The following is a 25,054-nucleotide window of genomic DNA, read 5'->3' on the forward strand; positions in this document are numbered from 1 at the left end:
CGGACTTGATCCGGGGTCCATGGCAGCCCTCGCCTTCCGGATCCCGGATCAAGTCCGGGATGACGAGAAATAGAATAGAATGTCGGCTTGGGGGGCGCTGCCGCCCAAAATGCCGCCCCCGCCACCTTTTCCTCTCTCATGCGTAAGAAAGCGCATGACCGCAAAATTCAGCCGCCCCGCCCTCGTTTGCAACAGCCAGAGCGGCAGCCATGACGAAGCCGTCCGCGAACAAATCGCCGAAACCTGCGCCGCCCACGGAACCCCGCTCACCGCGACCTTTACGCTGCCCGATGGCGATATCCCCGACGCCGCCATTCTACGCGCGCAGAGTATCGACCTGCTCCTCGTGTGGACCGGCGACGGGACGATCAACGCCGCCGCGACGCGCGCCAAGGGGTGGGACGGCGCGATCCTGCCGCTCCCCGGCGGGACGCTGAATCTGCTGTCGAAGGCGTTGCACGGCGACCGCCCGGCGCCCGAAATTCTTGCCGATGCACTAGCGGGCAAGGCGCGCCGCCGCCCGATCCCGATCATCCGCAGCGACACCGGTGACGCCTTTATCACCGTCATCGCCGGGCCCGCGACGCGCTGGGCCGAGGTGCGCGAGACGATGCGACAGGAGGGACTGATCGAGGCGAGCCGCGCCGCGCCCGACGCACTCGACACGATGCTCAACGCCCCCGGAGTCCGGGTCGCGGGGCAACCCCAATCCTATCCCGCCGTCATCCTGACCCCGACCGACGCCGGGCTGCGCGCCGACGGCATCCTGACCGAAGGCACGGGCGACGTGCTCCGCCACGGCCTTGCCTGGCTCGGCGGCGACTTTCGCGACGGACCGAGCGAGGCGATCGCGACCGGCGAGACGATCATCCTCGAAAGCGATGCCGCGATCAGCCTCGAGCATGACGGCGAGCTTGGCGAGATGTCCTCGCCCGCGCGCTTTGCCATCGGGACCAGCGCGGTGGATTTCGTCGCCACGGCATGACGCGGCTCTATCACATCAGCGACCTGCATTTCGGACTCGAGGACCGCGCCGCCCTCGCCTGGTTCGCCGATATCGTGCGCCGCGAGCCGCCCGATGCGGTGTTGATCACCGGCGACCTGACGATGCGCGCGCGATCGCGTGAATTCGCCGCAGCGTGCGACTGGATCGGCGCGCTGGGCGCACCCGTGACGGTCGAGGTCGGCAATCATGATCTGCCCTATTTCAACCCCGTCGCGCGCTTCTTTTATCCTTATCGCCGCATCCGGGGAATCGAGACTTTGATCGAGCGCGAGATCGACCTGCCGGGCCTCGCCATCGTCCCGCTCAAGACAACCGCGCGCGCGCAGTGGCGGCTCGACTGGTCGAAGGGATGGGTGACGCCGAAAGCCCTGGCGAAAACCCTCGCCGCAATCGACGCCCTACCCCCCGGCACCCAAGCGCTCGTCACCGCGCACCATCCGCTGGTCGAGGCCGGAACGCGCGGCCGCGCACTGACCCGTGGCGGATCGCGCGCGCTCCGCGAACTTGCGGCACGCGGGGTCGCGGCCGTTCTCACCGGCCATGTCCACGACGCCTTCGATCTGGTTGCCGACACCGAAGCCGGCCCCATTCGCATGATCGGCGCTGGCACGCTGTCGCAGCGCATCCGGTCGACCCCGCCGGGCTTCAACGAATTGCGATTCGCCGATGGTGCGCTGACCGTCCGGGTCCGCAATGTCGAGGCGGTGCCAACCCCCGACATGCAGATCGCCAACGTGCCCCCCGACGCGCTGCCACCGCGCCAGCCCGGCGAGCCGGTCGCCCCGATCCACGCCATTCCCGCGGTCGATCCGCCGGTGCATTGACAGCGTCTCCCATCACCTTAGGTTGCAAAGAAAAACGGGAAGAGAGATGATGCTGACCAAGGGCGACGATTTTCCACTGCACCAGACGAGCGAGCCGATCGCCTTCGCGGGCACCGACCGCAATTTCTATGACCGCTATTTCTTCAACGGCTATGCGCCGGACGGATCGGTGTTTTTCGCCGCGGCGATGGGGTTTTACCCACAACTCGGGATCGTCGACGCCAGTTTCTGCGTCATTCTCGATGGGGTGCAATATAATCTCCGCGCCAGCCGCCGCTCGGGCGGCGAACGGCTCGACCTCAGTGTCGGTCCGATAGCGATCGCCATCGACATTCCGCTTCAGGTCGTGACGCTGCGCATCGCGGCAAACGACGGACTACTCGCAGGCGAACTCAACTTCACCGGGCGCCATTTCCCGATCGAGGAGCCGCGCTTCATCCGCCGCAACGGCACCCGCCTGTTCATGGACTATACGCGGATGACACAGAACGGCCGCTGGTCGGGCTGGCTGTCGGTGAACGGCCAGCGCGTCGATGTCGGCAGCGACTGGGCGGGCACCCGCGACCGCAGCTGGGGCGTGCGCCCGGTCGGCGCCAGCGAACCGCAGCCGCCGCCCGAGGGCAATTTCAACCAGTTCTTCTGGCTGTGGACGCCATGCAATTTCGGCGATCGCTCACTGTTCTTCCACAGCAATGACGATGGCGTCGGCGCGCCGTGGAACCGCCGCGCGGTGATCATCACCGATAGCGGCGCCGAACAGCATTTCGACGCCGCGCGCTTCGCGATCGACTGGCAGGCGGGAACGCGGCGAATCGCCAAAATGCGCACCGACATGGGCGCGGGCCGTTCGCTGGCACTCGCGCCGTCGGGGCCGGTGTTTGCAATGAGCGGGCTTGGCTATACCCATCCGACATGGGCGCACGGGCGCGACCATGGGCCCGAAGTCGCGGTCGCGCACGACAGCCTGACCGAGGCCGAGCGTGGCTGGGGCAATCCGCTCGCGATGCATATTCAGGCCTTCACCACCGCCGAGCTGACCGATGGCGACACGGTCCATCGCGGCGTCGGCATGCTCGAACAATTGTTCGTCGGACCGCATCTTCCGAGCGGGCTTACCGGCCTGATGGATCCCGCCGCATGAGCTTTCCGACCTCACCCGCCGCGATGACCCCGGCGTGGCTCGCGGCGGCGCTGGGGCAGCAAGCTAACGCGCTGCGCGACTTCACCGTCGCCAAGGTCGGCACCGGACAGATGTGCGACAGTTTTCGCCTGACGCTCGACTGGGCGGGCGGAGTCGATGCGCCGGCCAGCGTGATCGCCAAATGCCCGAGCCACGACGAGGCGAGCCGCAACATCGCCAAGCTCGTCGGCACCTATGTCAAAGAAGTGAGCTGGTATCGCGAACTCGCGGCCGACAGCGGCGTCCCCGGTCCGCATTGCCATTTTGCCGATATCGCGGCGGATGAAGTCGACTTCATCCTGATCCTCTCCGATCTCGCGCCCGCCCGCGCGGGTGACCAGCTCGCGGGGCTCGGCCTGTCGGGGCTGCGGCCGTGCATCGACGCCGCGGCACGGCTGCATGCGCTGCTGTGGGACGACGCCCGGCTTGCCGAAATGCCATGGCTGTCGCGCGACAATAGCGTACTCGTCCGCGCGCTCTTCCCGCAGCTCTATCTGGGATTTCGCGAACGCTATGCCGACCGCCTTGCCCCCGAACTGCTCGATGTCGGCGCGGGGCTGGTCGAGCGGCTCGACGCCTTCGTGGGCCGCGAGCCCGCCGCACGGACGATCGTCCACGGCGACCTGCGCATCGACAATGTCCTGTTCGCGCCGGCAGGCGACAAATGCTGGCTGGTCGACTGGCAGACGCTGGGGCGCGGCAGCGGCGCCGCCGACCTTGCCTATCTGATCGGCACCAGCATCGCCGACCCGGCCGATCGCGCCGCCGCCGACCGTCCCGCTTTCGACCAGTGGATCGCGGCGCTGACCACGGCAGGGGTCGCGACCGATACCGACGCGCTGTGGGACGATTATCGCGTCGGGGCACTCAGCGGCTATTTTATGGCGGTGTTCGCGTCGATGAATGTCGAACGCACCGCGCGCGGCGACGAAATGTTCGCGGTGATGGCCGAACGCCCGGCGCGGCAGGCGCTGGCGCTCGGGAGTCTGGACCTGCTTTAGTTATGGGAATGGCAGCGAACAACCGGAAGCACGCCTCTCCAAAGAGGACAGCCATGCGCCCGTCTCGCCCATAGAAAAAGGGCGGCCCGTTGCCGGACCGCCCTTCCCTTCTCCGTCCGTCGACGGAAAACTGTTTAGCGCTTCGAGAACTGGAAGCTGCGGCGGGCCTTCGCCTTGCCGTATTTCTTGCGCTCGACCGCGCGGCTGTCGCGGGTCAGGAAGCCGGCGGTCTTGACGACGCCGCGCAACGCGGGTTCGAAACGGGTCAGTGCCTGCGCGATACCGTGAAGCACGGCACCTGCCTGGCCCGACAGGCCGCCGCCCTTGACGGTTGCGATCACGTCATACTGGCCAACGCGCTCGGTCAGACCGAAGGGCTGGTTGATGACGAGGCGCAGCGTCGGACGTGCGAAATAGACTTCCTGGTCGCGGCCGTTGATGGTGATCTTGCCCGTGCCGGGCTTGACCCACACGCGGGCAACCGCGTCCTTGCGACGGCCGGTCGCATAGGAGCGACCCTGCTTGTCGACGATCTTCTCGCGCAGCGGCGCGTTCGAGATCTGGGGAGCGACGGTGCCTTCAACGGCGCCGGCGAGATCCTTGAGATCGGTCATGGTCTGTTCGTCAGCCATTATGCACCCACCTTATTCTTGCGGTTCATCGACGCGACGTCGATCACTTCGGGGCTCTGCCCTTCGTGCGGATGTTCAGCTCCGGCGAAGACGCGCAGGTTGCGCATCTGCTGGCGACCGAGCGGGCCACGCGGGATCATGCGTTCGATGGCCTTTTCGAGCACGCGCTCGGGGAAACGGCCTTCCAGGATCTTGGCCGGGCTGGTTTCCTTGATGCCGCCGGCATAGCCGGTGTGCTTGTAGTAACGCTTGTCCTGAAGCTTCTTGCCCGTGAACGCCACCTTTTCGGCGTTGATGACGATGACATTGTCACCGCAATCGACGTGCGGGGTAAAGCTCGGCTTATGCTTGCCGCGCAGGATGCTGGCGATGATCGATGCAACGCGGCCCACAACGAGACCCTCGGCGTCAATCAGCACCCATTTCTTTTCGACCGTTGCGGCATTGGCCGACACGGTCGTCTTGGTCAGCGCCTTCATCATGGCACGCTCCTTGACAGATATGGACTGGGGCGACCGGCACGATGCCATAGCCCCGAAACAAACCGCGCCGCCCGTCCAGCAAGGACACAGCAGCGCTTCGGAGCGGGCCAATGGAGCCCAATGAGTGGAAAGTCAAGCATAGCGCGGCTTTGCTGACGGGTATTATAATACCGTCATTCGATCGCGGCGGGCCGAAGCACCCGCATCCGCTCCTCAATCAGCGTCCGCGACTTGCTCCCGGGTTCGACGATCCAGCTCCGCCGCTGTTCGCTCAGCACCAGTCCGGTGGTGGTGTCGATCGTCCAGCGATTGTCGATCTCCAGCGGCCGGGCACCGTCGCCAATCGGCAGCATTTCGCGCTCCGCCTTGACGATCGTCCGCACGGCACCATCCTGCGTTGCCCCGCCCGCAACCGGAATATCGGGGTTGGCCAGGGCGACGAGCGCGCGAATCTCGGCGCTTGCCTGCCGCCGGCGTTCCTCGGCGGGAAGCGCCGCCAACAAGGCTCCAAGCTTGCGCGCCTCCGGCTGGTCAGCCCCGGCGGCCATCGCCTGTGTACGCTCGGCGACCCGCTCCCACAGACCGTCCGAATCGATCATGTCGACATGACGGCCGTCGGGCGCGACGAGATAGGTCAGGGTCTCGCCGACCAGCGGCTGAAGCGCAGAGCTCAGCAAGCGAAGGACCTCCGGCGGCGCGTCGGACTCGATTCGTTGCAAGGTCGCCGCCAGTTGATATCCGCGCCCGGCGCGTTGCCATTGCAGCGCATAGACGAGCGAGAAGCTGATCAGCGCGCCGTCGCGGCCAAGGCGGCGCGTCGTGACATGATAGGCCATTTCCCGGCCAACGGGTGGCGCAAAATCGACTTGCGTGGCGGCGTGTTGTGGCGACTCCGGCGGCAAAGATCCGGGCTCCGGTGCCGCGAGCAGCAACAACGCACCGCCCAAGGCCCCCGCCACGATCATGCAGCGCGTCGCCCCAGCCGGTGAAGCGCCGCCGCCGTAATGGCGACCAGCAGCCCGCCGACCACCTGGTGCGACACTGCGATCCACATCGAAACGCCGGTCACGACGGTCAATATGCCCAGCATCATCTGAGCGGCGACCACGGCAACCAGCAGCCGCGCCTCGGTCCGGGCACCGCGCCGCGACAAGCTTCGCGCCAACAGCAGCAGCACGAGCGCGGCCACCCACGACCACCAGCGATGCAGGAAGTGAATCAGAAAGGGATCGTTGGTCAGTGCCATCCACGCGCCGCCCGACCAGTCGATGCCTTCGGGCACGAAGTGGTCGTTCATCGACGGCCATGTGCTCGCGACATAGCCCGCGTTGAGCCCGGCAACCCAGGCGCCGAGCAGCAGTTGAACGAACAGAACCGCGATCACACCGATGCCAAAGCCCGTCAGCCGGGCCGGCTGCGCACGGCTATCCTGCGCCAGGACCCTCAAATCGCGCGCCGTCCACACCAGTCCGGCGAGCAGGAACAACGCGGTCAGCAAATGTGCGGCGAGGCGGAAATGGCTGACATCGGTACGATATTCGAGCCCCGATGCAACCATCCACCAACCGATCGCCCCCTGCATCCCGACCAGCGCCGCAAGCGCCAGCAAGCGCGGACCATAGCCCGCCGGAATCGCCCGGCGCCAAGCATACCAGATCAGCGGAACGACCAGCGCCATGCCGACGAGCCGCCCCAAAATCCGGTGCAGCCATTCCCAGAAGAAAATCGCCTTGAATCCCGCCAGCGACATTCCGAGGTTGATCTCCTTATATTCAGGGATCTGCTTGTATTTTTCAAATTCGGCCACCCAATCGGCTTCGTTGAGCGGTGGCAGCACGCCCGAAACCGGACGCCATTCGGTGATCGACAGCCCCGATTCGGTCAGGCGGGTGATCCCGCCAACCGCAATCACCAATATCACCAGCAGGGCGACCGCCCACAGCCAGCGCGCCAGTGCGGCGGGACGCGGGCTCGATGGACGGGCGTTTGTCGAAAATTTCGTCATCGCCGCCCTATCGCCCCTTGCCCGGAGATAGGCAAGAGGCCGAAAGCCGGGCCTTTCGGGAATATTCATGGCCGCGACAGCCCACGCTTGATAAGCCGCACCCATGCCGCGTCCCTTAGAATCCCTGTTTGCCACTCTATCGATCCTGATGGCGACGCCCGCGCTCGCTGCCGCGCCAACCGAGCCTGCGCCCTACGCCACGCTCGCTGCGCTCGAGGCGCGCGTCGCTGCGATCGGTTTCCGCCTGACCACCGCCAACGCCGCTTGGTGCCCGGCGGTTCAGCCGCAGTTCGGCTGGCTGTGGGGAGATTTGCGCCTTTACGACGAGCGCTATCGTGCCGCCGCCCGTAGCACCTATCGTGCCAGCGAAGCCGACGCGCCTTTCATCGCGGCGATCGCGCCGGGCTCACCCGCCGCCGCAGCGGGGCTGGAGGTCGGTGCCGCGATCCTTGCGATCAACGGCGTTCCGTTGCCAGTGCAGCCTGCCGGTGACCCGTTCGCGCGCATTACCGCGCTGGAAACCCGGCTCGGCACCCTCCCTCCCGATGCCGCGATCGAAATCGGGACAGGGGGCGAACGGACCATTGGCGTTACGCCCGTCGCGGGATGCGCCAGCGATTTTCGCGTCGAGGACCGCAAGCAGGTGGCGGGTGTTGCCGATGGACGGCTGGTGCTGATCAACGCCGGACTCGCCCGCTTTGCGACCGACGACAATGAACTCGCCGCCGCAGTCGCGCACGAACTGGCCCATAATATCCTGCGCCATCGCGCAAGGCTCGACGCAGCGGGGGTCGATCGCGGGCTCGGCAAGCAATTCGGGCGCAGCGCCAGATTGTTCCGCCAGACCGAAGTCGAAGCCGACCGGCTATCGGTGTGGCTGATGCAGGGCGCGGGCTATGACATCGACGCGGCGGTGCGTTTCTGGCGCGCTTATGGCAAGCAGGGCGGAGCGGTGCTGTTCCAGGCCGGCACCCACCCGCGCTGGCAGGCCCGCGTCGAATCGGTCGAAGCCGAAATCGCAGCGATCCGCGCCGCCGAGGCGACGGGCGCACCACTCACCCCGCCCCTGATCGGCGCGCCGCCGCCCTTGGAATAGCCGCGCGCCCATCCTATTTGGGGATCATTCCTCCCCTTCCCGATCAAGGACCGCTGCCATGACCCGAGAGACCGCCATTTTTGCCGGAGGCTGCTTCTGGTGCACCGAAGCCGTGTTCCAGTCGCTCAGCGGGGTCGAAGCCGTCGAAAGCGGCTATATCGGCGGCGCGGTGCTGAACCCGACCTACAAGCAGGTTTGCAGTGGCAATACCGGCCATGCCGAGGCGATCCGCATCACCTATGATCCCGCCGAAATCAGCTATGACGATCTGCTCGACGTCCATTTCGCGACGCATGACCCGACCCAGCTCAACCGCCAGGGCAACGATATCGGCACCCAGTATCGCAGCGCGATTTTCCCCCTCGATGCCGCGCAGGAAAGCGCCGTGCGCGCAGGCATCGAACGCGCCCGGCCCGACTGGCCGGCACCGATCGTCACCACGATCGAGGCCCCGTCCGACTGGTATCCGGCCGAGGACTATCACCAGTCCTATTGGGACGGCGAAGGCCAGCGCAACCCCTATTGCCTTGCCGTCATCCCGCCCAAGATCGCCAAGCTGCGCAAAGGGTTCGGCGATCGGCTGCGTACGGACTAAAGACCGGGGCACCACCACAAGACCTGTTGCATTATGGTCGCATGACGTCAGTTTTCATTGACTTTCAGGTAGTTTTGGCTAGCGGACCCCCGCGCGCCGGGGCAGGGTGAGTTCAGGGCGTAGTTGGGGACCGTGAAAAGTGCTGGCATCACTATTTCTGATCGGCACGTTGTTTACGGCGCCACAGATGTCGGTCCAGGCAGCCAGCCAGACGATCATCGAGGACAGCGCTGACGGCAGGGCCCGCGCGGTCAATCGAATGCTCGGCGGCATCATCAGCTATGCCCGTTGGCCTGGCGCACGCGCCAACGCAGCCCGAACGATGTGCCTCGTCGGCACGCCGCAGATGACCAATCGCATCGCCCCGGCGGGATCCGTTGTGACCGTGCTTCGCACGACCGCGGCCGGTGTCACCGACGATACCGGCTGTGACATTATCTTTCTGGGCAAAATGCCCGTCGCCGACCGCCAGCGCCTGATCGGCTGGGTTCGCAGCCGCCCGGTGCTGACCGTCACCGACGACGACGCGGCCTGCGTCCATGGCGCAATGTTCTGCCTCGACGGCCGGCGCACCAGCCTCAGCTTTTCGGTCAACCTCGACTCGATCGGGCGCGGACCGCTGCGCATTGACCCGCGCGTACTGAAGATCGGCGGCGGCGAATGACCGAACGTCCCGTCGAACGCCCGGCGCCCGAAAGAATGGGCGCGCGCACGACATTGCAAAAGCTGCTGTCGCGTTTCCATTTCGGCATCACCCTGTTCGCGGTCGCGCTGTCGGGGCTCACCATCCTGCTCGCCGGGGTTACCGCTTTGCTCGGCTCGTCCGACCGCAATCTGGAACTGGCGGCGCAGCTCGGTGCCTATGGCGCCGAACCGGCACTGGTGTTCAATGACGCCCAGGCCGCGCGTGAGGGGATCGCGCCGCTGACCCGCATTCCGGGCATCGCGCGGCTGCGCGTCCTCGACGACCGGGGCCAGCCGCTGACCGAATGGGCGTCGCCCACCAAGGACCCCATACCGCTGCTGACCGGTATCTTCTTTCCCAAACCCGCGTCGGTCCCCGTGCGGCGCAACGGCTCGGTCATTGGCACGATCGAAGTGTGGGGCGATTCATCGACACTGACCGATTATGTCCGGATCGGATTGCTGGCCGGTCTCGTCTGCCTGTTGATCACGGCGCTCGGCACCATTTTTCTGGCGCGACGGTTCGAATATGAACTGGTCAAGCCACTCAACGAAATTGCGACCGTGGCGCATGACGTGCGGCTGCATCGCCGCTTCGACAAACGGGTGACGCCATTGGGCATCGCCGAACTCGACCGGCTGGGCGGCGACATCAATGCACTGCTCGACGAACTGCAGGGCTGGCAGGGCACGATGGAAAGCGAAAACGCGATTCTCGCCCACCGCGCGTCGCACGATACGCTGACCGCGATGCCGAACCGCGCCGCCTTTGACGAACAATTGGCGCTACGCATCCAGTCGGCACAGAGTCGGAACGATCGCTTTGCCTTGCTGTTCATCGATGCCGACAATTTCAAGGCAGCGAACGACAATTTCGGGCATGCAGCGGGCGATTCCGTACTGGTCGCCCTGTCGGAACGCATCAAGGACACGTTGCGCAAGGGCGATTTCGCGGCGCGCATCGGCGGCGACGAATTTGTCGTCATCATCGATCCATTGGGCGAGGACTCCGGCGCCGACAGCCTTGCGAACCGGGTTCGCACCGGCGTCGCGCTGCCGATCACCCTGCCCGGAGGCGGCAGCTATTCGGTATCGATCAGCGTCGGCGTCGCCATTTATCCCGATGATGGCGCCAACGCGACCGCGCTGCTGACCGCCGCCGACGCCGCCATGTACGCCAACAAGCTGACCAATCGTTCCTGATCTGCCACCCCCCAGCGGAGTAACCCTGTGACCTATGCCCTCCCCCCCCCGTTCCGTTTCCTGTTCGTCGCAGCGCTCGCTGCATTGCTCGCCGCATGCCAGAGCGCACCGCCGGCGCGCGGCTTTACCGCAGCGCAGATTGTGGTGCTGAAGGCCGAAGGATTTGTCGAAACCGCCAGCGAAACCGACGACAGTTGGCAGCTGACGCTGAACGAACGCCTGCTCTTTCCGTCCAACGAAAGCGCGCTGCAGCCGGGCCAGGACGGGCGCATAACGACGCTCGCGCGGAATCTGCTGTCGGTCGGCATCGTCACTGCGCGCGTCGAAGGCCATAGCGATTCAACGGGAGCGGCCGCCTATAATCTCGCGCTGTCACAAGCGCGCGCGCAGGCGGTGGCGGCACCGCTGACCGCCGGGGGAATGCGCTTTACCCCCAGCCAGATCGTCGGGCGCGGCGAAACGCTGCCGCTGTCGAGCAACGATACGCCCGAAGGCCGGCAGGACAATCGCCGCGTCGTCGTGATCGTTTCGCCGGAATAAACCATCGGGCCGGCAGCGCCGGCCCGGCTTCGCTTTCCTTGCCTCGTCCTCATCGCTATGGCCGATCCATGAAACCGATCCGCAAAGCCGTCTTTCCCGTTGCAGGCCTCGGCACCCGCTTTCTCCCCGCGACCAAGGCGATCCCCAAGGAGATGCTGCCGATCGTCGATCGACCGTTGATTCAATATGCGGTCGATGAGGCGCGCGAGGCGGGGATCGAGCAAATGATCTTCGTCACCGGCCGCGGCAAGGGAGCGATCGAGGATCATTTCGACATCGCGTTCGAACTCGAAAAGACGATGTCGGAGCGCGGCCGGGATATTTCGGTTCTCGAAGCAACCCGCCTTGGGCCCGGCAATTGCGCCTATGTTCGCCAGCAGGAACCGATGGGGCTGGGCCATGCCATCTGGTGCGCCCGCGACATCGTTGGCGACGAGCCCTTCGCTATCTTCCTGCCCGACGAATTCATGCACGGCTCGCCCGGATGCATGAAGCAGATGGTCGACGCCTACCATAAGGTCGGCGGCAATCTGATCTCGGTTCTCGAAGTGCCGCCCAGCCAGGTATCGAGCTATGGCGTGATCGCGCCGGGCCGGGCCGACGGCGCACTGACCCAGGTCAAGGGCCTCGTCGAAAAGCCCGCGGTTGCCGACGCCCCGTCCAACCTGATCATTTCGGGCCGTTACATTTTACAGCCCGAAGTGATGCGGGTGCTGGAGCGCCAGGAAAAGGGTGCTGGCGGCGAAATCCAGCTGACCGACGCAATGGCGACGATGATCGGCAGCCAGCCGTTCCACGCGGTAACCTTCGACGGCGCGCGTTATGACTGCGGATCGAAGGCCGGGTATATTCAGGCCAATCTCGCGGTCGCACTCGAACGGCCCGACATAGCCGACGAGGTCCGCGCTTTCGCTCTCGATCTGCTCAAATAACAGGACAGGCGCCGGCCGGCGGATTGCCGGCCGGCGCACTTGCCTCAATCGCCCTTGATGCCCGGCTTGGCGACGCTGTCGGCGCCGATCGTCCGATACAGCCAGCCACCGACAAGACCGCCGACGAGCGGGGCCAGCCAGAACAGCCACAATTGCTGGAGCGCCAACCCGCCGACGACAAGCGCCGGCCCCGTGCTACGCGCCGGATTGACCGAGGTGTTGGTCACCGGAATCGAGATGAGGTGAATCAGCGTTAGCGCCAGCCCGATCGCCAACGGCGCGAAACCCGCGGGCGCGCGGCCATCGGTCGATCCCATGATGACCCACAGGAAGAAAGCGGTCAGCAGGATTTCGATGATGAAGCCCGACCAAATATCGTAGCCGCCCGGCGAACCCGCACCGAAACCGTTGGCGGCAAGGCCATTGGTCGCGAGATCATAGGCGGGATTGCCGCTGGCAATATAGAAAAGCAGGAACGCCGCGACGATGGCGCCCGCGACCTGTGCAACGACATAGAGCGGAATGTCGCGCGCGTCGAAACGCCCGCCCGCCCATAATCCAACCGTGACGGCGGGATTGAGGTGGCATCCCGAAATATGGCCGATCGCATAGGCCATCGTCACGACCGTCAGGCCGAACGCCAGCGCCACGCCCAGAAAACCGATGCCGAGTTCGGGAAAGCCCGCCGCCAGCACCGCGCTGCCGCAGCCGCCGAAGACAAGCCAGAATGTGCCGATAAACTCGGCCAGACCCTTTTGCATATTGTTCATAGGACCCTCCTCCCCGCCGGCGGCCACGCGCCGCTGGCACGGGGGCCATCCTAACAGCGCTGGCCTGCGCAGCAAGTGCTTGCGGACAGCCGAAAATCAGGCAGCAGCCACGGCTTCCACGAAACGCCGCGCACGCTGGTGCAGCGACAGCGCCGCCTGCGTCAGCCCCGAGGACAATTGCCCCAGCATCGTCGCGCCATCGCCAACCGCCCCCGCACCCCGGCCGATCTCCTGAACCCGGCCGTCGATTTCGCGGCCCGCCGACACCGCCTGTTCGACATAGCTGGCGATCATCAAGGTCGTCGCGCTTTGCCCGTCGACGGCACGGTCGATCGCGTCGGAGAAACCATTGTTCGCATCGATCGCCTTTTCCACCTCGACCACCCCCGCCGTCACCTGACCGACGATATCGCGGATATGGTCAACATATCGGGTGATGTCGCCCGCTGCCGCCCGCGTCTGGCTGGCAAGCGTTTTCACCTCCGATGCGACGACCGCAAAACCACGGCCTGCGTCGCCGGCCCGTGCCGCCTCGATCCCCGCGTTGAGCGCCAGCATGTTGGTACGGCTCGCCATGTCGATGATCAGCGCCAGCATCTGTTCGATCGACTGGCTGGCGGCCTGCAGTGCTGCCGCCCGTTCGCCGGCCTGCCTCACCTTCCGCTGCGCATCCTGCCGGACCGCGCGCGCCCGCGACCCGTCGTCGACGATTTTCGCCATCGTCACCGCGAGCGCATGGCCGCGATCGCCCAGTTCGCGCAGCCCCGCCAAAGTCTGTGCCGAGGCTCCGGCGACCGTCACCGCATCACCGCCGGTTCGCCGGGCACGATCGGACAATCGCTGCGCCACCACCTCGACCTGGCCCGCCATGTCGGAAAGCGTCGCCGACAGCCCCGCGATATCCTGCTGAAACCGGCGCCCCGCATCATCGACCTCAGCCGCACGCGCTATGCGCTCCTGTGCGATCTCGACTTCGCGCAGCATCGCCAATCGGGCGAGTTGACCGCTGTCGAGCGTTTCGACGAATCGCCCATTCTCCACCAGCACAAGGCTGTCATGACCCTGTGAACGCGACATGATGCGAAGCAGATCGGCCGTGGACTGCGCCACATCGGCGATCACGCACGGCTCGATCATCGTGGCGATCGATCCGCCGATCGAGGGATTTTGCATCAATGAGAACCAATAGGGGCAAAAGAGCAGTTCACGCACCCGTTGTTCGCGGATGATACCGGCCGGCGCGCCCGCCGGATCGAGCACGGCAAGAACACGCAGTTGCGGATCGCCGCGAAACAGATCGATCACCTGCGACAGATGCGCGTCGCCTCCGATCGCGGCCACATGGCCGGCCAACGGGGCCAGAGCAATGTCCATGGAGTTCACCGGCTTCTCTTCATGCTTCGATCCTTCTTCGGTGCCGGGACCTACGCGCTACTGGTAAACACGACTTTAACCATTTGTTTCAGTGATATGACAGATTGCCGCAAGAAGAGGGCTCCTGTCGCAATCATCTGTTCAGATCGGGGCAGTTATGCGATGGAGCAGCAACCGCCGGGAGATTGAAGAATGCGCGTCATGATTATCGCGATATTGGCCGCGCCGCTGCTCACTGGCTGCTTCAGCGCCGTGAAGACCGTCGTCACCGCACCGGTAAAGGCTGTCGGGCAGGTCGCCGACTGGACGACCACCAGCCAGGACGAAGCCGACCGAAACCGCGGCCGCGAGATGCGCAAGCGCGAAGAGCAGGTCGGCAAGCTTTCGCGTCAGCGCGACAAGGCGGCCGAAAAATGCCAGCGCGGCGATACCGGGCAATGCCAGCGCGCCGAAGTTCTGGAGCATGAGATCGAAGCCGCAATGGCGGCGCCATCCTGAATCCTAGCGCACGCGCCGCCCGGTCCACACGACCCGGCCAACGAGCTGAACCGCCGCCATCGGCAGATCATCCCAGCTCCTGTAATGCGCATTGTCGCTGATCACCGAGATGCGACCTGGCCCCGGCGCGCGCGCGACACGCTTCACCATCAGCACATCGTCCATGCGCAGCACATAAATGCCATCGCGCAGCCGTGCCGCAGCATCGCCGCCGTCGACCATGATATCGTCGCCGTCGTTCAGCGTCGGCGCCATCGAATCGCCCTCGACCCGGATGATGCTGAGCGCGCGCGGATCGGCGCCAAGCCCGCGCAGCCATTTCGGGTCGAACGCAATCTCGCCCTCGATCGCTTCGCCGTCGACGCTCGCCCCCGGCCCCGCCGAAGCGCCGATCGCAAGCTTCGGCACCAGGATCATGCCGGGACCACGAACCCGCGTCGGCACCGCGACTCGCGCGACAGGTCCGCCCAGCATCGCTTCGGACACACCCAGGTAGGCGGCGATCCGCGCGCGATCCTGCTCGGCCAGCCGCCGCGGCGATCCGCGCTTGATATATTGCTGGATATAGGCGGGATTGCGCCCGATCTTCGCCGACAGACTGGCATAATCGATGCCCTTGTCCTGAAGCAGACGGTCGAGCGCCACGCGCGGGTCCTGGAAATTGTCGGGCAAAGGATGGTCCTTCCAGTTTCTTTTTAGCAACAGGATTTTTCCTAGACAAGTAGGAAATTTGATCTTTTGATAGGAAATATCCTATTGGGCGAGTCGCCCGATCAGCGTCGGATGGGGAGAAGAAAATGGAACGCACTCTGCTGCAGCGAATCGAGACTTTCCTGAAGGAGACGGCCATGCCCCCAACCGTCTTCGGCCGCGCCGCGGTCTCGGATCCGCGGCTCGTCAGCGACCTGCGCGGCGGCCGCGAACCCGGCCGTCGCCTGAAATGTCGCGTGGAACATTTCATGAACAAATGGCGCGCCGACCGTCATGCCGACCCCACCGCGCCGCAAAGCGGTGTGACCGGCCAATAATACCTTGACGGGATATCGGGGGACATCAGGGCATTTCGACGGGATGAAAGCATAGGAAATCCGGGATTTTTGCGGTTTCGATGCGAGACAAAGAGTTTTTGTCCGATACGGGATAAGATGACGCTTAATTGGCATTTCAACCGCCCTGAAAGGCGCAGAAACGCGTCGGCGCGTCAAAGTTATGCGCCTTTCGAACATTGACGCGGCAATCGGCGGAATTCTGCGGCTCGACGCCGCACGATATTTTTGTCGCGCGACACCAAACATTGACGCGAACATTGACGCGGTAGCCACGCCCTGCCGCCACTCCGAAGAGCGATAACAGGGCGCGGCCAGCTACTCACCAAACCCGCCATCCGTCGCAAGCGAAATCAGCCTTGAGTGTAGAATACGCGACCGCAGAAGCCATGCTGCAAACCCCGTTCCCGGCACCTCGGGTGCGCTCCAGTTGATCGGCCAGCCCATCATCCATTCGTAGAAGCGCGGGTTGGGTATGAGCGTGCTGTGAAAGGATCCGTTCCCACTTCGGAAGCTCACCTGGACCGGGTGGGAAGATTGGTAGCTCACCACCCCCGGCCGCCAACCCAGCGCCTTCATAGATAGCCAGAGCTGGGTCCATATCCGCGCGGCGTTGTTGAGCGGGATTTGCCCCGCGCTCTTCGGCGAGAGACAGTGAACCTTCACCAGCTTCACTTCCCCCCGCTCGATCAGGATGTCCGCGACATGGCCCCCATCGGTCGCCGTTGGCGTGGGCCAGAATGAAGAGCCGGCGCCGAGTATGGCTCGCGCCAACTTCTCGCGCCGTGAAGAGGCCCGCCTTTGCCGTATAGCCCAGCTCCGCAAGGCTTCCGACGACATCGGCAAGTCCCAAGGTGACGTGTCCCTCGACGTTTTCGAGGAACACGATTGGGGGGGCGACTTCGCTGATGATCCGCTCGACCTCGGGCCACAAATGCCGGGGATCGGAGTTTCCCCGTCGCAATCCCGAATAGGTGAATGGCTGGCAGGGATAACCGGCAGAGAGGATATGAACGCGGCTACGCCATGGGCGGCCGTCGAAGGATCGCAGATCGTCCCAGACAGGCGCGCGATCCAAGGCCGCGTCATCCATCCGCGCCACGAGAGTTGCCGCTGCGTGAGCTTCCCGCTCGACGTAACAGACAGTTCGATATCGGGGCTCGGCAATGGTGATGCCGAGGTCGAGGCCGGCATAGCCGGCGCAGAGGGACAGGCCGAAGAGGTTAGATTGGTTTTGGGGACGTAGAGCCACAATGGCATTCTCCATGGGCTGCTCGATCGGCGCTCGGAGAAGGGCTCAATGGCCTCAGGTGATTGATTTGCCGGCAGCGCCGGCACTTGATTTCTATGGTGCCTGCAATCGCATTTGCATGGCATTTGAACAAAAGGGCGCGGCAACCGCCGCAACGAATAGACTCCTGCATTTGAAGCACCTATCGGACCCCGGCCGGAGCGCCGGTGGGGGAACTGCGCGACGCCGCGGCGTCGCAAGGTGCGGGAATTGGCTCCTGCGGTGATGGGCGCGCCAACGCCCTTTGCCTCCCCCTTTAGGGGGCAAGCAAATATCGTGATGCCCGGCGCCGAAAGGGCGACCTCAGGCAGGAATTGAGAATTAACGGGTGAAGTGCTATGCGGTCCCCAGGACGCGCGTGACACGGTGAACCTTGCGGCCGTAGCACGACAGCCATTGGGCTGACGAAGCGCCATGCGGGGGATGCAAGTCCTCGCCGCGCGTCCACTTTCCCTACCGCCGATCAAGGATGATCTCCGCATCGCGCAACAGGCGCGGCAGCGACGCTTCATTCTGTTGCCGCACGCTGACGACGAACAGACCCTCGCCGCTGGCCGTCCGCTTGACGATCGCAACGACCCACGCGCCGCCTTCCTCGCGAGTGACGATCAGAACATTGTCGCCATCGCGGGCGACGATATCGGGCCGATCGCCGAGGCTGGGCAGCTTGCGGTAGATTTCGGCGGGCAGATCGCCGCGCTTGTGGAGCTGCTTCGCCATCGTCGCTTCGGACAGGACGGCAACGCGCGCTTTCGCCTCGATCGCGTCGGCCATCATGTCATCAAGGATCATGACAGGGAATTGCGGATCGGGCAGCGCGAGAAACTGATCGAACGCGGGATCGGCGACCAGCTCGCGCAGCGTTTGCCGGGCAGCGCTTTCCAAGCCTGCACCGATCGCCGACGACAGCGATGCGGTGGCGCGATCGGCGACGACGCGGAGGTGAGCGGTGCCGGGATTATAGCCGAAGCCCGGCGCGACGCCTTGCGGCACCGATACAATTTCGCCGGCAGCGGTGATGAAGTCGTGGCGCGACGGATTGAGCCGATCGCTGACCTTCCAGCCCATGCGCCGCATCCGCGCTTCGCTGACCTGTTCGACGCGGCAATTGCAGCCCCAGCCGTTTGGCGGGAACAGCCACTGCCACACTGGATCATCGACAGGGAAGATATCGCCGTGCCAGCTTTTGTGGTCGAGGCGCGGATGTTTGCGGTAGTGGTCCGAGCGGTAGCGCAGATAGGGGAACAGCGCCTTTTCACGCTGGATTTTGCGCCAACGACCCGCCGCCATGCTCATGCGAATATTCATGCGGTAGATCGTTTGCAGGCGGCGATCGTTGACGATGACGGGATCGGGTGTGCCGGTCAGCGCCTCATCCTGGACGACGCCCCACCAGCCGTGCTTCTTCAGCTCGGGAAGCAGGTTGGCCTTCCATTGTTCGAACGTCCCGCCGTTGCGGATGACATCGTCAAGCGAACGGTGAACCGAGGTGAGCAGATCGAGCTTTGCGATCTTGGCGACCGTGAAGAAGGCGGCATGCTCTTCCTGCCATGTATCGGTCCAATGGGTGGAGAAACGAAAGGCCGACCGCTCGGCCCAGGCGGCAAGGATGTCGCCCGGTTCCATATAGATCGTGTCGGAGAGAATGGGGCGATCAGCCACAGCCGACCTCGACGCCCGCCCAATCCGCACCGCGCTCGGTCAGTTCCCAGAAATAGCTGTTGGGCACCGAATAGCGTGCTGACCGAAGAACCATCCCTGATTTTTCCAACGACAGCAGTCGTCGCGTGATGCGGCGAAGATGCCTATCGGGAGCGCCGAGCCGGTCGGCGATGTGATAAGCGCGGCCGCCATCCCGCACGGCCCGCGCGATGGAGTAGTCGGTCGGAAAGCTCAATTCGGTGCTCATGCCGCCCTCCAGAGGATCGGCGCTTGATCACGAGCAATGCGATGCAAGCCGCGCGCCATCGGGTGCTTTGGGGCGCCGGCCTTCGCCTTCCCCCAGCACCAAAGGTCAGGATAGGGTTCAACGCCCGACTGGATTTGCTCGACGACGTGCTCAACCCAATCCCAGTCGTACGCGATCGCGCCGAAACACACGAAAACCTGATCGGCCTTTTTCGCCATTTCAACGACGGCGGGCAGGTTGACGAACAGCATCTGGTCACGGGCATGCCAGTCATTGCTCGCCGCCCAATTGGCGCGGCGACGACACTCTGCAGGATCGGCCGTAACAAACGGATAGAGATTGCCCAGATCGAACCCGCCGAAGCCGAACAGCTTGAACCATGCGATCAGCCAAAGGACGGTCATGTCGTCGGACTCGTCGTCGGCACGCGCAGGATTGTGGCCGAGGATGAAGGCCCGTGGTCCCGGCCCCCAATCGCGGGACAGCGATATGCGATCGCCGTGGACGAAGTCAGCAGCGCGGCGAATTGCATCAGTCATCTTCGAACAGATCCTCCGCGCAGCCGCGACAATGTTCCCCGTCCATGTCGTCCGGCAAAAACAAACCTCCGCAGAAGGCGCAGTCGACAAGGTCATCGCTTTCAATCGCGTCATCAGACATCGTCGCTCTCCCCGACATCGAGCGAAGCAGCGAGGCCGGCGGCTTCGAGGTCGGCGCCAATCGGCGCGGTGTCGCCGGGGCTGAAGCCGAGGATGACAGACAGGTTGGCGGGCGATTGGGCGGTGCGGATCGCGGCGAGCATCGGTTCGGTGAGCGCGCGAACGGCGCGGTAGCCGTCCTTGGCAATCAGTTCATCGACGAGCTGGTCGGTGGCGCTGTCGGGAATGCCGGTTTCGGCGAAGCTGGCCTCGCGGATATTGGCTTCCCAATCCTGCCGGATCGGTTCGAATACCTCGGGGCCGAAGCGCAGCTCGCCGCGATAGGGCGTGACCTTCGACAGATCGACGTCGCCACCATCATAGGTGATGGTGATATGCGGCATGTAATCCGCATAGTCCCAGCTCGCACCGGCACTACGCATTTCGCGGTTGCGCTGTTCGAGGTGGCCCGAAAAGAAGTGGAGTGCGATCGCGTCCTCGCCGCCGATCGCGTCAACGAGGCGCGGGCCGCCCATCGGGACAAGATGGTCGCTGGTGTCAGGTCCAAAGCCCCAGAAGCCACCCATCTTCATCCAATTCACCGCGCGTTTCGAATAGGCGATGGTGACGTGCAGGTCCTCGGCCGGGAGGGTGGAAGCAAAACCTTGCTCGCGCGCCCAGGCGATCACGTCGTCCGCGTTGAGCAGCGGCCGATAGACATAGAGCGGGCGCGGATCGTCGGCCGCGAAGCTGGCTTTGCGATCGTTGATGTTCGGATCGGCCGGCGCGTCGTCGTCGGCCTCGCCGCCGTCCGGATCGTCAACGTCGGTGCGATCGCCGTCGTCGGGCTTGGCCGCATCCGCCTTGGTCTTGCGGACATAGCCGTCGCCATAGGTGTCGCGGAAGCTTTCTTCAGTGCGAACCCAGCCGAGCCGATCAAGGATTTCATCGGTTTCGGCCTGCGCCTTGGTATCGGCTTCCTGTTCGACCGGGCGCGTCACGATCGGGCTGGCGACATCTTCGCCATAGTTCATGTCGGTCCACCAGCGCGGAACTTCGGCGGTGAAGCTTTCGCACAGGAGGTCAGAGTCTGATTTGACGACTTCGAACTTCACGTCCTGATGCACTTCGGCTTGGCTCCGACTGGAGCCATTTTGCGAGGTCATCGTCTGGGAAAGGACGATCTTCGCGATCGCCTCGTCCATATAGCGGCAAAGCTCTTCATAATCGCCGGTGCCGGACCGCGCCGCTTCGAGCAGGATGATTTCCATCCCCTGCGGGATGGTGATGCCGCTATCGGTGGCGATCGCCTGGAGCGCCGCCAAGAGCTTCGCCTGTTCGGATTTAGGCGTACCAGGGCGATATTTCCCTACCGCCGTCGGCGACCCGAACTTGTCGAGGAAGGTATTCCAGAAGCCGATGGTGTTGCGCTTGAACAGCACGGGCCAGTAGAGCCATTCGGCAAGCCCGCGACCATAGGGCTCGTCATCATTCGAGCCGCCCGATTTGAACACCCAGAATTTCTTGTCGGGCAAGGGCTCGCCCAGCCCGCCAACAGATGTGAGCAGGCGGAGCCGGTTCTGGGCATCGTAGCGGAAGCGGCGGGCATGGCGGACCTTGATCCTGTCGATGTCGATCACACCGTCTCGGGGCTTCCATATGATCTCGGCGACCGAATAACCGTTGTAGATGCCGTAGAGCATCTTGTCGGTGATGCGGTCCCAGCCGACGCGGTTCATTGTCGCCGAGAATTTCTCGGCCGCTTCGACGGACCGGGGATCGTTCTCGTCACCCGGCGAAACCGACCATGTATGTTTTACGACGGCAAGGCGGCGTTGCTGGAACGTCGATTTGACCTGATCGTCCTGATAGACGCGGTCATAGATGCCCCAATCGACCGCACCCGCAAGGCGCGGGTCTTTTGGCTGCTGTAGCCCCGTCATCCACGGCTGGGTAATATCGCGGCCATCGGCCGTCGTTGCGATCTCTCCCTGCATTTCAGGAGCCAAGCGTCGCGCAGCTCCGGCGCGCGAACGCCTGCGCTTGCGGGTGGGCGCGTTCATTGCCAAAATCCTCCATTGCTGGTGCGTCGAACGGTGCCGAAGCCGTTCTCGGTTGTTTCAAACTGGCCGGTTTCGCTGGTGCGCGAGCCGGTGCTTTCGAATTCGATCGGGCCGATGTCTTCCTCAGCCGCCGCAACGAGGTGCATCCCGGCGATCGCGGTGTCGCCGTGGCGTTTCGCTACCTTGCCGTCCTCTTTGCTCTTCATCGGCCCGTCGGGGATTTTGGGGATGCCGCGGACCTCTTTGACCATGCGATAGTCGTCGAGAACGGCTTCATCTTCGGGGAGCCAGAAGGTGCCGTCGGTGATGGCTGATTTCAGCAGCGGCATATATTTGAGGTAGATCTTGTCGGTCGCCGAAACGGCCTCGATCCGGTCGAAACCAAATTTCTGCTGCATTTTCTCGGCCATCGCCGAGCCGTTGCCGCGCCCTTCCATTTTGCCGCAGGCAAACAGGGGCACACGCCAAAGCAGCGTTTCGAGAATATATTCTTGCTCGGAAAAGGGAACGTTGCGCATTTCCAGCGTGAGCCGGGTGACAAGGTTCATGGACTCGTCGTGCTGACCGAACATGATCGGCGACACGTCTCCGCTGCGCGCGAAATCCTGCCCGAAGAAGGTCCGGCGCGTCTGGTCGAAGCTATCGACCCATGGATAGACTTCGCGCTCCAGAAACTCATTCACCCAGTCGCGGCGCTCTTCTTCCTCCAGCTTCTCGAAATCTTTGGGGCAGGCCATGCGAACGACGGGCAGATCGGAACGCATCGCGCGCTTGATGGTGGCGCGGGCCAGATAAGTGCCTGTCCCGCGCGCCGGGATAACGTCCAGTTCCTCGTCCGCCGCATCGCCATAGATCGAGCGCAGTTCGGCTTCCCAAGCCTCTTCGCCCTCTTTGGTCCATTCCTTGCCGCCAACGAGACAGATACGCTTGTAGAGGCCCGCAGCGATCGCGTCCTTGATCGTGATGCGCTCAACGTTGCCGCCACGCTTCTTGGCGCGGATATCCTCAATCAGCGTGTTGAAGTAATTATCGACCCCGTCGTGGGTCGAAATCACGATGACCTTCCCGCCCCACATCAGGGTTGCGAGGATCGCCTTGATCAGGGCTTCCAGATTATCGTGAAAGGCCGCTTCATCGATAATGAAGATGCCCTGCTTACCGCGCACGGATCGCGGACTGGACGGCAGTGCCACGATGCTCTTGCCCGACGGGAAATCGATGCGGAAAGTCTTGATCGACTTGCCCGCGTCGCCCTTGATCAGGAAGCCGCCCTTGGTTTCGCGGACGACTTGGTCAGGGCTATAATGTTCGTCCTGGGCATCGACCAGGACATCGCCCTTGGCATCGAGATAGCTGCCGTCGAAGCGGCGCTGAACAAGCTCCATTTCATCGTCGGAAGGGAGCGAAACCGTTATTTCTTCGAACGCGGTCGCGAAGTCGGCGCAATAGCCGATAAACTCGCGCGCCATGTCGAGATTATAGCCGATGTAGTAGACATTCTGGGCGCCCTTGGACGCCGATGCCTTAAGGACGGCATAGGGCGAAAAGCCGTAGGTCAGACCAATACGGCGCGATTTTTCCCAAAGGGCGAACTGATTGTCGTCCGCGATCCTATGGCCATCGGACTGATAGGACAGCAGGATGCCCGGCGTGTCGTCCTGTACCTCAATCACCGGCGCCGCCTCCGGACGTTGCGGCGGATTTGCGGCAGGGGGCGGATCGTAGCGCCCGCATCGAACCAAGGCGCGGTGTCGGCGATGATCGCGTCGATCAGTTTGCGCCCGGCAGCGAGGCCGGAGGTTCCGTCGAGGCTGACAAGATCGAGGTGCGGCGTTGCGTGGCTGGTCTGGCGCGGTCCGCGACGATGGTTGGACACACGCATGATCCATCCGCGATCGAGCGCATCGGTCATCAAAATGTAGGAACTGCCCGATGCGCGATTGCGGCTACGCTCCAGCCTGTCAATTTTCAGACCGCAGGCATAGGCATAGTCGCGAAGGGCCAGCGCCAGCCGCCAAGGGACAGCCGCGCGGCTGCCATCTTCAGGGCGCGCACCTGCGAAGCGCAGCAGCGGTTCCGAAAGGGCCGGCGCGTCGCTCACTGCGGCTTTTCCGGTATCTTCAGGATTTTCCGCTTGATGTATTCGGCCTGCGCATCGCCCGCGCCGATCTCGCGGACAGCCGCAGCGGCAACGTCGGCCGCCGCCGCGCGCTCGCTGGTGCGGATTTCGTCCTGGAACGATTGCTTGTCGCGCATCGCGTTGATGACGTGGCGCAGCGAACGCACAAGCCGTTCGATCTTGGCTGGCTCGGCAGGCTCGTCCTCGTCGCCCATCGCATCCATGGCGCGCAGGACTTCGGATTGGGCGCGGTGGATGGCGATGTCGACCAAGCCGGTATCGACACCATCGGGCAAATGCTTGCGCATCGCTTCGCGGACGGCGCGATCGCGCCTGATCGTTTCGACCATCGGACGATAGCGGCTCGCATAGCGGCCGACAGCCGAGCGCGAGAGGCCGAATTCGGCGACCGCATCATGGATTTCGTCGATGGTGTAGCCGCCGTCGGCGATCAGTCTATCGACGGCAGCCTGAGCGGCGGGATTTTGGGCGACCGTTGAACGAGGGGCCATTTCATTCCCCCGTTTTGTGGCGGCTGACGCCCTCGAAACGCATGGTGCCACGCGCGGCCGCAAGCCCCGCCGATGTCGAGGACACGACGATGAGCGCGCCATATTCCTGCAATTTCAGCAGGTCGCGATCGGCGAGCCAGCGCAGCTCGATCACGACATCGGGGCCGCCAACGCGATGGCCAAGCTCGTTGAGAAGGATGGTCGCGGTATCGTCGTTGATCTCGCCGCCGACATCTTCGACCAGATCAAGGATAGCACGGCGCACTACCGGCTGGATTTTGGGATGGATCATCGGCGTCCCTCCGGCAGTGCGAGGGCCTGTATCCACTGGCTTTGCGCCTGAAGCTGGCGGTTGACGCCTTCAATGCCGCCTTCCACCCGGCTCAAGCGCGAGATTGCGTCGCTGAGCTGGGAAAGCACCTGCGCGCGGGTCGGTTCGCTCTCGATGTCGTTGCGCAGCTCGCGCAACTCGACTTCGAACATTCCCACCTTCGTCTTGAGGTCGGAAATCTCGCCCACAGCCCTGTTGAAAGCGACGATGTCGGGGAATTTGGTGCGAAGCCAGAGAAGGCCGACCGCGAGCAGGACCGGCATTGCGAAAACGGCAAGTGGCCAAAAGACCATGAACTTTGCCAAGAAGGAACCCATGTAACC

General features: G+C 64.0%; 30 protein-coding genes. 12 read left to right on the forward strand and 18 right to left on the reverse strand.

Annotation, left to right across the window (positions count from 1 at the left end; genetic code table 11):
• Positions 1 to 154: 154 nt before the first annotated feature.
• The 4 genes from AC1RRJ_RS18670 to AC1RRJ_RS18685 are packed head-to-tail and all read left to right on the forward strand — an operon-like array spanning position 155 to position 4,011.
• Positions 155 to 985: a diacylglycerol/lipid kinase family protein gene (locus tag AC1RRJ_RS18670; RefSeq protein WP_493125452.1), complete on the forward strand. Its 831-nt coding sequence runs from the start codon at positions 155 to 157 to the stop codon at positions 983 to 985.
• The gene (locus tag AC1RRJ_RS18675; RefSeq protein WP_493125454.1) at positions 982 to 1,830 is read left to right on the forward strand and encodes a metallophosphoesterase family protein; all 849 of its coding nucleotides are present in this window, start codon (positions 982 to 984) and stop codon (positions 1,828 to 1,830) included. The genes AC1RRJ_RS18670 and AC1RRJ_RS18675 overlap by 4 nt, the downstream gene beginning before the upstream one ends.
• A gap of 46 nt (positions 1,831 to 1,876) precedes the next feature.
• A complete protein-coding gene (locus tag AC1RRJ_RS18680; protein WP_493125456.1) occupies positions 1,877 to 2,971 on the forward strand; it encodes an Rv3169 family protein in 1,095 nt (364 codons plus the stop codon).
• Positions 2,968 to 4,011: a phosphotransferase gene (locus tag AC1RRJ_RS18685; RefSeq protein WP_493125458.1), complete on the forward strand. Its 1,044-nt coding sequence runs from the start codon at positions 2,968 to 2,970 to the stop codon at positions 4,009 to 4,011. Before AC1RRJ_RS18680 ends, AC1RRJ_RS18685 begins: the two co-directional genes overlap by 4 nt.
• 134 nt (positions 4,012 to 4,145) lie before the next feature.
• On the opposite strand, the gene rpsI is transcribed toward AC1RRJ_RS18685, so the two are convergent.
• The 4 genes from rpsI to AC1RRJ_RS18705 all read right to left on the reverse strand — a co-directional run bounded on the left by rpsI (position 4,146) and on the right by AC1RRJ_RS18705 (position 7,130).
• Positions 4,146 to 4,643: a 30S ribosomal protein S9 gene (gene rpsI, locus AC1RRJ_RS18690; RefSeq protein WP_493125460.1), complete on the reverse strand. Its 498-nt coding sequence runs from the start codon at positions 4,641 to 4,643 to the stop codon at positions 4,146 to 4,148.
• On the reverse strand, positions 4,643 to 5,122 hold the full coding sequence (rplM, locus tag AC1RRJ_RS18695) for a 50S ribosomal protein L13 (protein ID WP_493125735.1): 480 nt from the start codon (positions 5,120 to 5,122) through the stop codon (positions 4,643 to 4,645). The genes rpsI and rplM overlap by 1 nt, the downstream gene beginning before the upstream one ends.
• Positions 5,123 to 5,298: 176 nt before the next feature.
• Positions 5,299 to 5,961 (reverse strand): hypothetical protein, encoded by a 663-nt coding sequence (locus AC1RRJ_RS18700; RefSeq protein ID WP_493125462.1) that lies wholly within the window; start codon positions 5,959 to 5,961, stop codon positions 5,299 to 5,301.
• A 125-nt stretch (positions 5,962 to 6,086) separates the two neighbouring features.
• Positions 6,087 to 7,130 (reverse strand): COX15/CtaA family protein, encoded by a 1,044-nt coding sequence (locus AC1RRJ_RS18705; protein WP_493125464.1) that lies wholly within the window; start codon positions 7,128 to 7,130, stop codon positions 6,087 to 6,089.
• A gap of 148 nt (positions 7,131 to 7,278) precedes the next feature.
• On the opposite strand from AC1RRJ_RS18705, the gene AC1RRJ_RS18710 reads away from it, so the two are divergent.
• The 6 genes from AC1RRJ_RS18710 (at position 7,279) to galU (ending at position 12,180) form a co-directional block, all read left to right on the forward strand.
• A complete protein-coding gene (locus AC1RRJ_RS18710) occupies positions 7,279 to 8,226 on the forward strand; it encodes a M48 family metallopeptidase (RefSeq protein WP_493125466.1) in 948 nt (315 codons plus the stop codon).
• Positions 8,227 to 8,284: 58 nt separating this feature from the next.
• Positions 8,285 to 8,821, forward strand: a complete 537-nt coding sequence (gene msrA / locus AC1RRJ_RS18715) for a peptide-methionine (S)-S-oxide reductase MsrA (RefSeq protein ID WP_493125468.1) — start codon at positions 8,285 to 8,287, stop codon at positions 8,819 to 8,821.
• A gap of 187 nt (positions 8,822 to 9,008) precedes the next feature.
• Entirely contained in the window at positions 9,009 to 9,485 is a 477-nt protein-coding gene (gene yfiR / locus AC1RRJ_RS18720) for a regulatory sequestration protein YfiR (RefSeq protein WP_493125469.1), read from the forward strand.
• The gene (dgcN, locus tag AC1RRJ_RS18725) at positions 9,482 to 10,708 is read left to right on the forward strand and encodes a diguanylate cyclase DgcN/YfiN (protein WP_493125471.1); all 1,227 of its coding nucleotides are present in this window, start codon (positions 9,482 to 9,484) and stop codon (positions 10,706 to 10,708) included. The genes yfiR and dgcN overlap by 4 nt, the downstream gene beginning before the upstream one ends.
• A gap of 27 nt (positions 10,709 to 10,735) precedes the next feature.
• Positions 10,736 to 11,248 carry an outer membrane lipoprotein YfiB gene (yfiB, locus tag AC1RRJ_RS18730; RefSeq protein WP_493125473.1) on the forward strand — a complete coding sequence of 171 codons (513 nt, stop codon included), beginning with the start codon at positions 10,736 to 10,738 and terminating at the stop codon, positions 11,246 to 11,248.
• 68 nt (positions 11,249 to 11,316) lie between these two features.
• Positions 11,317 to 12,180 carry a UTP--glucose-1-phosphate uridylyltransferase GalU gene (galU, locus tag AC1RRJ_RS18735; RefSeq protein ID WP_493125475.1) on the forward strand — a complete coding sequence of 288 codons (864 nt, stop codon included), beginning with the start codon at positions 11,317 to 11,319 and terminating at the stop codon, positions 12,178 to 12,180.
• Between the two features lie 44 nt (positions 12,181 to 12,224).
• On the opposite strand, the gene aqpZ is transcribed toward galU, so the two are convergent.
• Positions 12,225 to 12,950: an aquaporin Z gene (aqpZ, locus tag AC1RRJ_RS18740; protein ID WP_493125477.1), complete on the reverse strand. Its 726-nt coding sequence runs from the start codon at positions 12,948 to 12,950 to the stop codon at positions 12,225 to 12,227.
• 96 nt (positions 12,951 to 13,046) lie between these two features.
• Entirely contained in the window at positions 13,047 to 14,291 is a 1,245-nt protein-coding gene (locus AC1RRJ_RS18745) for a methyl-accepting chemotaxis protein (RefSeq protein WP_493125479.1), read from the reverse strand.
• A 225-nt stretch (positions 14,292 to 14,516) separates the two neighbouring features.
• Between AC1RRJ_RS18745 and AC1RRJ_RS18750 the strand changes: the two genes are divergently transcribed.
• A complete protein-coding gene (locus AC1RRJ_RS18750) occupies positions 14,517 to 14,822 on the forward strand; it encodes a hypothetical protein (RefSeq protein WP_493125481.1) in 306 nt (101 codons plus the stop codon).
• Positions 14,823 to 14,825: 3 nt separating this feature from the next.
• Here the strand turns inward: AC1RRJ_RS18750 and AC1RRJ_RS18755 are convergent, their stop codons facing one another.
• Positions 14,826 to 15,494 carry a S24 family peptidase gene (locus AC1RRJ_RS18755; RefSeq protein WP_493125483.1) on the reverse strand — a complete coding sequence of 223 codons (669 nt, stop codon included), beginning with the start codon at positions 15,492 to 15,494 and terminating at the stop codon, positions 14,826 to 14,828.
• Between the two features lie 176 nt (positions 15,495 to 15,670).
• On the opposite strand from AC1RRJ_RS18755, the gene AC1RRJ_RS18760 reads away from it, so the two are divergent.
• Positions 15,671 to 15,850 carry a hypothetical protein gene (locus AC1RRJ_RS18760; protein ID WP_493125485.1) on the forward strand — a complete coding sequence of 60 codons (180 nt, stop codon included), beginning with the start codon at positions 15,671 to 15,673 and terminating at the stop codon, positions 15,848 to 15,850.
• Between the two features lie 340 nt (positions 15,851 to 16,190).
• Here the strand turns inward: AC1RRJ_RS18760 and AC1RRJ_RS18765 are convergent, their stop codons facing one another.
• The 11 genes from AC1RRJ_RS18765 to AC1RRJ_RS18815 all read right to left on the reverse strand — a co-directional run bounded on the left by AC1RRJ_RS18765 (position 16,191) and on the right by AC1RRJ_RS18815 (position 24,994).
• Entirely contained in the window at positions 16,191 to 17,135 is a 945-nt protein-coding gene (locus AC1RRJ_RS18765; RefSeq protein ID WP_493125487.1) for a DNA cytosine methyltransferase, read from the reverse strand.
• Positions 17,092 to 17,292 carry a Com family DNA-binding transcriptional regulator gene (locus tag AC1RRJ_RS18770; protein WP_493125489.1) on the reverse strand — a complete coding sequence of 67 codons (201 nt, stop codon included), beginning with the start codon at positions 17,290 to 17,292 and terminating at the stop codon, positions 17,092 to 17,094. The genes AC1RRJ_RS18765 and AC1RRJ_RS18770 overlap by 44 nt, the downstream gene beginning before the upstream one ends.
• Positions 17,293 to 17,612: 320 nt before the next feature.
• Entirely contained in the window at positions 17,613 to 18,821 is a 1,209-nt protein-coding gene (locus AC1RRJ_RS18775) for a phage head morphogenesis protein (protein ID WP_493125491.1), read from the reverse strand.
• Positions 18,814 to 19,068: a hypothetical protein gene (locus AC1RRJ_RS18780; RefSeq protein ID WP_493125493.1), complete on the reverse strand. Its 255-nt coding sequence runs from the start codon at positions 19,066 to 19,068 to the stop codon at positions 18,814 to 18,816. Before AC1RRJ_RS18780 ends, AC1RRJ_RS18775 begins: the two co-directional genes overlap by 8 nt.
• Positions 19,065 to 19,703: a DUF1643 domain-containing protein gene (locus AC1RRJ_RS18785; RefSeq protein ID WP_493125737.1), complete on the reverse strand. Its 639-nt coding sequence runs from the start codon at positions 19,701 to 19,703 to the stop codon at positions 19,065 to 19,067. The genes AC1RRJ_RS18780 and AC1RRJ_RS18785 overlap by 4 nt, the downstream gene beginning before the upstream one ends.
• A gap of 17 nt (positions 19,704 to 19,720) precedes the next feature.
• A complete protein-coding gene (locus AC1RRJ_RS18790) occupies positions 19,721 to 21,769 on the reverse strand; it encodes a phage portal protein family protein (RefSeq protein WP_493125495.1) in 2,049 nt (682 codons plus the stop codon).
• Complete coding sequence (locus tag AC1RRJ_RS18795; RefSeq protein ID WP_493125497.1) at positions 21,766 to 23,442, reverse strand: hypothetical protein; 1,677 nt, start codon at positions 23,440 to 23,442, stop codon at positions 21,766 to 21,768. The genes AC1RRJ_RS18790 and AC1RRJ_RS18795 overlap by 4 nt, the downstream gene beginning before the upstream one ends.
• Positions 23,439 to 23,870, reverse strand: a complete 432-nt coding sequence (locus tag AC1RRJ_RS18800; protein ID WP_493125499.1) for a hypothetical protein — start codon at positions 23,868 to 23,870, stop codon at positions 23,439 to 23,441. Before AC1RRJ_RS18800 ends, AC1RRJ_RS18795 begins: the two co-directional genes overlap by 4 nt.
• Positions 23,867 to 24,400 (reverse strand): phage protein Gp27 family protein, encoded by a 534-nt coding sequence (locus AC1RRJ_RS18805; RefSeq protein ID WP_493125501.1) that lies wholly within the window; start codon positions 24,398 to 24,400, stop codon positions 23,867 to 23,869. The genes AC1RRJ_RS18800 and AC1RRJ_RS18805 overlap by 4 nt, the downstream gene beginning before the upstream one ends.
• A 1-nt stretch (position 24,401) precedes the next feature.
• Positions 24,402 to 24,692 carry a hypothetical protein gene (locus tag AC1RRJ_RS18810; protein WP_493125503.1) on the reverse strand — a complete coding sequence of 97 codons (291 nt, stop codon included), beginning with the start codon at positions 24,690 to 24,692 and terminating at the stop codon, positions 24,402 to 24,404.
• On the reverse strand, positions 24,689 to 24,994 hold the full coding sequence (locus AC1RRJ_RS18815; RefSeq protein ID WP_493125505.1) for a hypothetical protein: 306 nt from the start codon (positions 24,992 to 24,994) through the stop codon (positions 24,689 to 24,691). Before AC1RRJ_RS18815 ends, AC1RRJ_RS18810 begins: the two co-directional genes overlap by 4 nt.
• Between the last annotated feature and the right edge of the window lie 60 nt (positions 24,995 to 25,054).

It is taken from the genome of Sphingopyxis sp. GW821-FHT12C06 (assembly GCF_058807415.1).

Bases quoted from the DNA above. Each gene is read 5' to 3' on its own strand.
- rplM (WP_493125735.1), bottom strand. From the start codon at position 5,122: ATGAAGGCGCTGACCAAGACGACCGTGTCGGCCAATGCCGCAACGGTC.
- aqpZ (WP_493125477.1), bottom strand. From the start codon at position 12,950: ATGAACAATATGCAAAAGGGTCTGGCCGAGTTTATCGGCACATTCTGG.
- AC1RRJ_RS18770 (WP_493125489.1), bottom strand. From the start codon at position 17,292: ATGCAGGAGTCTATTCGTTGCGGCGGTTGCCGCGCCCTTTTGTTCAAA.
- AC1RRJ_RS18780 (WP_493125493.1), bottom strand. From the start codon at position 19,068: ATGAGCACCGAATTGAGCTTTCCGACCGACTACTCCATCGCGCGGGCC.
- AC1RRJ_RS18670 (WP_493125452.1), top strand. From the start codon at position 155: ATGACCGCAAAATTCAGCCGCCCCGCCCTCGTTTGCAACAGCCAGAGC.
- AC1RRJ_RS18675 (WP_493125454.1), top strand. From the start codon at position 982: ATGACGCGGCTCTATCACATCAGCGACCTGCATTTCGGACTCGAGGAC.
- rpsI (WP_493125460.1), bottom strand. From the start codon at position 4,643: ATGGCTGACGAACAGACCATGACCGATCTCAAGGATCTCGCCGGCGCC.
- AC1RRJ_RS18705 (WP_493125464.1), bottom strand. From the start codon at position 7,130: ATGACGAAATTTTCGACAAACGCCCGTCCATCGAGCCCGCGTCCCGCC.
- AC1RRJ_RS18810 (WP_493125503.1), bottom strand. From the start codon at position 24,692: ATGATCCATCCCAAAATCCAGCCGGTAGTGCGCCGTGCTATCCTTGAT.
- AC1RRJ_RS18785 (WP_493125737.1), bottom strand. From the start codon at position 19,703: ATGACCTTGTCGACTGCGCCTTCTGCGGAGGTTTGTTTTTGCCGGACG.
- AC1RRJ_RS18765 (WP_493125487.1), bottom strand. From the start codon at position 17,135: ATGGAGAATGCCATTGTGGCTCTACGTCCCCAAAACCAATCTAACCTC.
- AC1RRJ_RS18760 (WP_493125485.1), top strand. From the start codon at position 15,671: ATGCCCCCAACCGTCTTCGGCCGCGCCGCGGTCTCGGATCCGCGGCTC.
- AC1RRJ_RS18680 (WP_493125456.1), top strand. From the start codon at position 1,877: ATGATGCTGACCAAGGGCGACGATTTTCCACTGCACCAGACGAGCGAG.
- AC1RRJ_RS18790 (WP_493125495.1), bottom strand. From the start codon at position 21,769: ATGAACGCGCCCACCCGCAAGCGCAGGCGTTCGCGCGCCGGAGCTGCG.
- AC1RRJ_RS18700 (WP_493125462.1), bottom strand. From the start codon at position 5,961: ATGGCCTATCATGTCACGACGCGCCGCCTTGGCCGCGACGGCGCGCTG.
- AC1RRJ_RS18685 (WP_493125458.1), top strand. From the start codon at position 2,968: ATGAGCTTTCCGACCTCACCCGCCGCGATGACCCCGGCGTGGCTCGCG.
- dgcN (WP_493125471.1), top strand. From the start codon at position 9,482: ATGACCGAACGTCCCGTCGAACGCCCGGCGCCCGAAAGAATGGGCGCG.
- AC1RRJ_RS18805 (WP_493125501.1), bottom strand. From the start codon at position 24,400: ATGGCCCCTCGTTCAACGGTCGCCCAAAATCCCGCCGCTCAGGCTGCC.
- msrA (WP_493125468.1), top strand. From the start codon at position 8,285: ATGACCCGAGAGACCGCCATTTTTGCCGGAGGCTGCTTCTGGTGCACC.
- yfiR (WP_493125469.1), top strand. From the start codon at position 9,009: ATGTCGGTCCAGGCAGCCAGCCAGACGATCATCGAGGACAGCGCTGAC.
- galU (WP_493125475.1), top strand. From the start codon at position 11,317: ATGAAACCGATCCGCAAAGCCGTCTTTCCCGTTGCAGGCCTCGGCACC.
- AC1RRJ_RS18750 (WP_493125481.1), top strand. From the start codon at position 14,517: ATGCGCGTCATGATTATCGCGATATTGGCCGCGCCGCTGCTCACTGGC.
- AC1RRJ_RS18815 (WP_493125505.1), bottom strand. From the start codon at position 24,994: ATGCCGGTCCTGCTCGCGGTCGGCCTTCTCTGGCTTCGCACCAAATTC.
- AC1RRJ_RS18710 (WP_493125466.1), top strand. From the start codon at position 7,279: ATGGCGACGCCCGCGCTCGCTGCCGCGCCAACCGAGCCTGCGCCCTAC.